The sequence below is a fragment of the Pedobacter sp. 10L46_2 genome (assembly GCF_056395165.1).
In genome coordinates, this window is record NZ_JBFTIZ010000298.1 from 1 (window position 1) to 5,197 (window position 5,197).

Here is a 5,197-nt window from a genome sequence, read left to right on the forward strand (position 1 = left end):
ATCCAGTACCGTTCACCAATGTCGGTAGTTATGTTTCCTCGCATGGTAAATGAATCTACAAATATGCAGGCTGCCTCTCCCGCTCAGGAAAGCACCAGATTGTTTTCTTTAATAGGCATTGGTGTGGATACCTTGCAATGGTTTGCCTTACTTATTATGTTCATTGCAGCAATAAGTGTATTTGTAAATCTGTACAACTCGTTAAAAGAAAGAAGTTATGATTTGGCCATTATGCGTACACTGGGAGCATCCAGAGCTAAGCTGTTTCTGATTGTAATTACAGAAGGGATTATGCTTACTTTAGCAGGTACAATTATTGGAATAGCATTAGGGCATTTGGCATTAGAATTTATTGGAAGCAATCAGGAAAGCAGTCAGGCACGATTAACCGGATTGATTTTACTCGGTGATGAGGCATATTTATTTGCAGCCGGACTTGCTATTGGTATATTTGCATCTATAATACCTGCTGTCCAGGCCTATAGATCAAACATCTCTAAAATATTATCAAAGAATTAAACACACATTTATGATAAAAAATATTATTCTCTTCTTATTACTTTTTACTGGTCTCGCTGTTAAGGCACAGCACAATCCTGATGATCAGATAATGTCTGACAACTGGGATGTTATTGGCAGTGTAGATTTCAAAATCGTTAAGGATACAGAGATGTTTGCAGTTTATAACAACAACATAAAGAAATTTGCCAATAAGCCCTTTGAGCTTGAGGGTTATATTGTTCCTATTAAAGACGGGATGAAACAGACTAAGTTCATGCTCTCAACCTTACCCATTAATCAATGTTATTTCTGCGGTAAAAATGGGGTACCAATTATGGTGTTGGTAGAGCTAACCGAACCGATAAAATTCACTTATCAAACCATAACTGTAAAGGGAACTTTAAAGTTAAATACTGGCAATGCAATGGATAACCCTCCAATTGTACTAACTGCAGCCAAACCTATATAAATTAACCAAGATGATAGATCCAGCCAACATATTAAGAACGCACGATTTAAAACATACCAAACAAAGGGTTCGCGTACTCGAAGAAATTGCTTTGGATAAAGCTGCTGTTTCGCAACCAGAGCTGGAGAAAAAGCTCGGTAAAGAAATAGATAGGGTTACGCTATACAGGATATTGAATACTTATGAAGATAAGGGTATACTTCATAGGATTATGGATATGAATGGAACTGCCAATTATGCAATCTGCTCGGCCTCCTGTACAGAACACCATCATCATGATGAGCATGTACACTTTAATTGTACAAACTGCCTTAAGATTTATTGTTTGGAGGTTAATGTCCCAAGAATTAAAATGCCCGAAGGTTTTACAGCTACAACCGTAACCTCAACGGCCTATGGGGTTTGTGAAAAGTGCAACAGCAGCGCGGTTCACTGATAAAAACCCCTGATCTTCTTTTCGAAAATCAGGGGTTTTTAAGCAAATTAGCTATTAATGACCTGAATGACCATCAGCACCATGCGCATGACCATGGCTCAATTCATCTTGAGTAGCCTCACGTACAGTTAAAATTTTACCAGCAAATATTAAATTTTTACCAGCCATCGGGTGGTTCAAATCTACTGAAATAACATCCTCATGAACAGCTGTAACGCCAGCTCTGAAGTGGTTACCTTGATTATCTTGTAAAGGGATAACATCACCTACTGAAGGCAATTCAACATCTTTAAACATGTCTTTAGGCAAGTCTGCAAAAGCTCCCGGATCTAATTCACCGTAACCATCAGCTGCGCTAAGTTCAAAGCTATATTCATCTCCAACATTCAGACCATCTAAATGTTCTTCAAATTTTGGCAACATCATTCCTGTACCATAAAGAAATACTAATGCGTTTTGCTCATCTGCTTTCTCTACAAAAACTTGTTGTCCTTCTTCATTAGTCGTATGCAATTCGTACGTTAATGATACTACTGTATTGGGTTTAATACTCATTATGATGTTATTTAGTTATCAATTGTAATGCTTCATCAACGGTAGCTACCGGCAACTGGCACGCTTTATTTCGGCAAATATAGATTTTTGTTTCAATGCTTTGCTTATCTTTTAACAAAGGTAAGCTCGAATTTGTTCCGGCCAATGTAATTTTATTAGGGATGTAATGCATATTCAGTTCCCTTTTTATCTCTGATACCTTATCACCGGTTATAGCAATCTCATTAATTCCGAATACTTCATTAAGCAATTGAATAGCCCAGTTAGAATATGCTGAACCGTATGTTTTTATTTGAGGATGAACGGATGTAAGCATCGCAGCGGCTTTGTTTATATATTGTTCATTATCAAATAACAATCCCAAAACGTGTAAATTCTGTGCCATTGTTGAATTTGAAGATGGAATAACATTGTCCATTATTTCATGCTTACGGGCAATCAGAGTTTCACCACTGGCAGAGGTATAAAACAACATCGGACTATCTGGATCCTCAAAGTTTGTCAGCACATAATCGGTTAACTGCTTTGCTTCAGTGAGCCAGCGGTCAGCAGAATCTGATTGATAAAGCGCAATCAAAGCTTCAACAAAAAAAGCATAGTCATCTAAAAACCCCGGAATGGTTACCTTTCCGCTTTTAAAGTTGCGATACAAGCCACCGTCAGGCATACGCAAATTTGCCAGTATAAAATCGGCAGCTTTTTTTGCCAATTCATAATAATGTGAAATACTAAATATACCAGCACTTTCAGCTAACCCTTTAATAGCCATTGCATTCCATGCAGTAAGACATTTGTCGTCCAATCCCGGACGCACTCTTTTGCTACGTGCCTGTAACAGTTTAACCTTCGCTTCTCTTATCTTTTCCTGAAGCTCCATTACTGTTATTCCTTTTACATCTGCATATTCCTCTTCTTCAAACTTCCTTAAAAGTATATTGATTTCTTCTTCTTCCCAATTCCCATCATCTGTAACGTTATAATAATTTGCCAGCAGTTGAGCATCCTCTTCTAATACGGCATCAAATTCTTCCTTGTTCCAAACATAAAACTTACCTTCCACACCTTCGCTATCGGCATCCAGAGCAGAGTAAAATAAGCCCTCGGGCGAAGTCATTTCTCTTTCAAGCCAATCAATAGTTTCCACTACTACGTCTCTAAACAGGAGAGATTTAGAATATTGGTAAGCTTCAGCATAAAGGCTTATCAGCTGTCCGTTATCATAAAGCATTTTTTCGAAATGAGGAACATGCCAATTACCATCTACAGAATATCTGGCAAATCCTCCTCCAACATGGTCATAAATACCGCCGAGCGCCATTTTTTCCAAAGTAAGTAAAGCCGATACGTGAGTAGCGTCATCTTCCATCAGGTGACTATATCTTAGCATAAACTGCCAATTATTTGGCAATGGAAATTTTGGGGCACGGTTGTAACCACCCTCAGCCATATCAAAGTATCTTTTCCAGGGCTCTATAATTTCTGTTAGATGCGCCCTGGTATATTCATCAACCTTAACATTAGGGATTACCTTTTCAGAGTTACGAATTCCATCGGTAAGCCTGTCGGCATACTGCTTAGCCTTATCAGGCTCATTGGCCCATAAGTTAGCAACGCTCAATAAAACACTGATCCAATCGTCTTTTTTAAAATAAGTACCACCATAAATTGGTCTTTGATCTGGCAGGCAAATACAATTTAAAGGCCAGCCCCCACTACCAGTCATTAACTGTATGGCCATCATGTAAATCTGATCAATATCAGGCCGCTCTTCTCTATCCACTTTAATACATACAAAGTGCTCATTCATTACTTCGGCAACTTCATGTTTTTCAAAACTCTCGCGCTCCATAACATGGCACCAATGGCATGCCGAATAACCTATACTAACCAATATTAACTTATTTTCCGCCTCCGCCTTTTGCAACGCTTCTTCTCCCCATTCATACCAGTTTACGGGGTTATAGGCATGTTGCAACAAGTAAGGTGATGAGGCTTTAATTAAATTATTGGGTTCTAAATTCATGCTATAAAGGTAAAAAGATAAGTTGTACTTTTACAGTATAGCTCTGATAACATGAAGATTACATATATCGAAATTTATCGTTTCAGCATACCAACAGAACCATTTGCAATTGCTACTGGCACTATGTATTTCGCTCAGAATGTACTCATTAAGATTTACACCAACAATAATATTTATGGGATTGGGGAATGCTCAGCGTTTCCCATGATTGTTGGAGAAAGTCAGGAAACCTGTCTTGCAATGGCAAAAGAGTTTGCCAGTATTCTTATTGGAAAAGACCCTCTTGACATACCTGAAAGAATGAGCGAGCTTCTGGGTTACGCTGCACACAACAGCACCATCAAAAGCGCATTTGACATGGCCTTGTTTGACATTGCTGCTAAAGAAGCCAGGCAACCCCTCTATAAATATTTAGGTGGTGAAAAACGCGTTGTAGAAACCGACATGACCATAGGTATCGATACCCCCGAAAACATGGCTACTACTGCAATAGGATTTAAAGCTAAAGGCTGCCGTATCATCAAAATAAAGCTTGGTAAAGATGTACACAGCGATATCGAACGGGTAAGCTTAATCAGACAGGCAGTTGGCAGTGAAATGATTCTGAGACTCGATGCAAATCAAGGCTGGAGTTTTGATGATGCACTATATGCATTGGGAGCGTTGGAGAATTTTGATATTCAATTTTGCGAACAGCCTATGCGTACCTGGTTTGATGATAAGCTACCCGAACTAAGAGCCAACTCTCCTATTAAAATTATGGCAGATGAAAGTTGCTACAACCATCACGACGCGCGAAAGCTGATAAACAGCGGCTCGGTTGATTACCTTAATATTAAGTTTTCAAAATCAGGAGGAATACTTGAGGCACAAAAGATTCATGAAATTGCTCTACAAACCGGCACAAAATGCATGATAGGTGGAATGCTTGAAAGTAGAATAGCAATCAGTGCAAATATGCATTTTGCTTTGGCAAGCCCGAATGTGATTTTTTTCGATTTGGATTCCTGCTTACTTGGGCATCTCATTGACCCCGTAACTGGTGGTATTACCTACAATGGATATATTGTTGATATCCCCGATACTCCTGGAATTGGAGCTGATATAGATCCTAAATTCCTGAAAACATGTGAAAAATGGATAGTGTAAAAACAGTTATTTGGAATAAAATCGTCATTCTGAAATAAATTCAGAATGACGACGAGCATACAAT

6 protein-coding genes are annotated in these 5,197 nt (G+C 38.7%); 4 read left to right on the forward strand and 2 right to left on the reverse strand.

The window, feature by feature from the left end:
• From AC1DDX_RS22960 to AC1DDX_RS22970, 3 genes are all read left to right on the forward strand, one after another.
• Positions 1-519, forward strand: a 519-nt coding sequence (locus tag AC1DDX_RS22960; RefSeq protein WP_477622656.1) for an ABC transporter permease, incomplete at its 5' end; no start/stop codon positions are given.
• Between the two features lie 10 nt (positions 520-529).
• Positions 530-970, forward strand: a complete 441-nt coding sequence (locus tag AC1DDX_RS22965; protein ID WP_172659652.1) for a hypothetical protein — start codon at positions 530-532, stop codon at positions 968-970.
• Between the two features lie 10 nt (positions 971-980).
• Positions 981-1,406, forward strand: a complete 426-nt coding sequence (locus AC1DDX_RS22970) for a Fur family transcriptional regulator (RefSeq protein ID WP_172659651.1) — start codon at positions 981-983, stop codon at positions 1,404-1,406.
• Between the two features lie 54 nt (positions 1,407-1,460).
• Here AC1DDX_RS22970 and AC1DDX_RS22975 read toward each other — a convergent pair whose 3' ends face one another.
• Together AC1DDX_RS22975 and AC1DDX_RS22980 are read right to left on the reverse strand one after the other, a co-directional pair.
• A complete protein-coding gene (locus tag AC1DDX_RS22975) occupies positions 1,461-1,961 on the reverse strand; it encodes an FKBP-type peptidyl-prolyl cis-trans isomerase (protein ID WP_172659650.1) in 501 nt (166 codons plus the stop codon).
• Positions 1,962-1,968: 7 nt separating this feature from the next.
• Positions 1,969-3,984, reverse strand: a complete 2,016-nt coding sequence (locus AC1DDX_RS22980) for a thioredoxin domain-containing protein (RefSeq protein ID WP_288878767.1) — start codon at positions 3,982-3,984, stop codon at positions 1,969-1,971.
• Positions 3,985-4,035: 51 nt separating this feature from the next.
• Here AC1DDX_RS22980 and AC1DDX_RS22985 point away from each other — a divergent pair, with 51 nt between their 5' ends.
• Complete coding sequence (locus tag AC1DDX_RS22985; protein ID WP_288878765.1) at positions 4,036-5,133, forward strand: mandelate racemase/muconate lactonizing enzyme family protein; 1,098 nt, start codon at positions 4,036-4,038, stop codon at positions 5,131-5,133.
• The last annotated feature ends 64 nt before the right edge of the window (positions 5,134-5,197 follow it).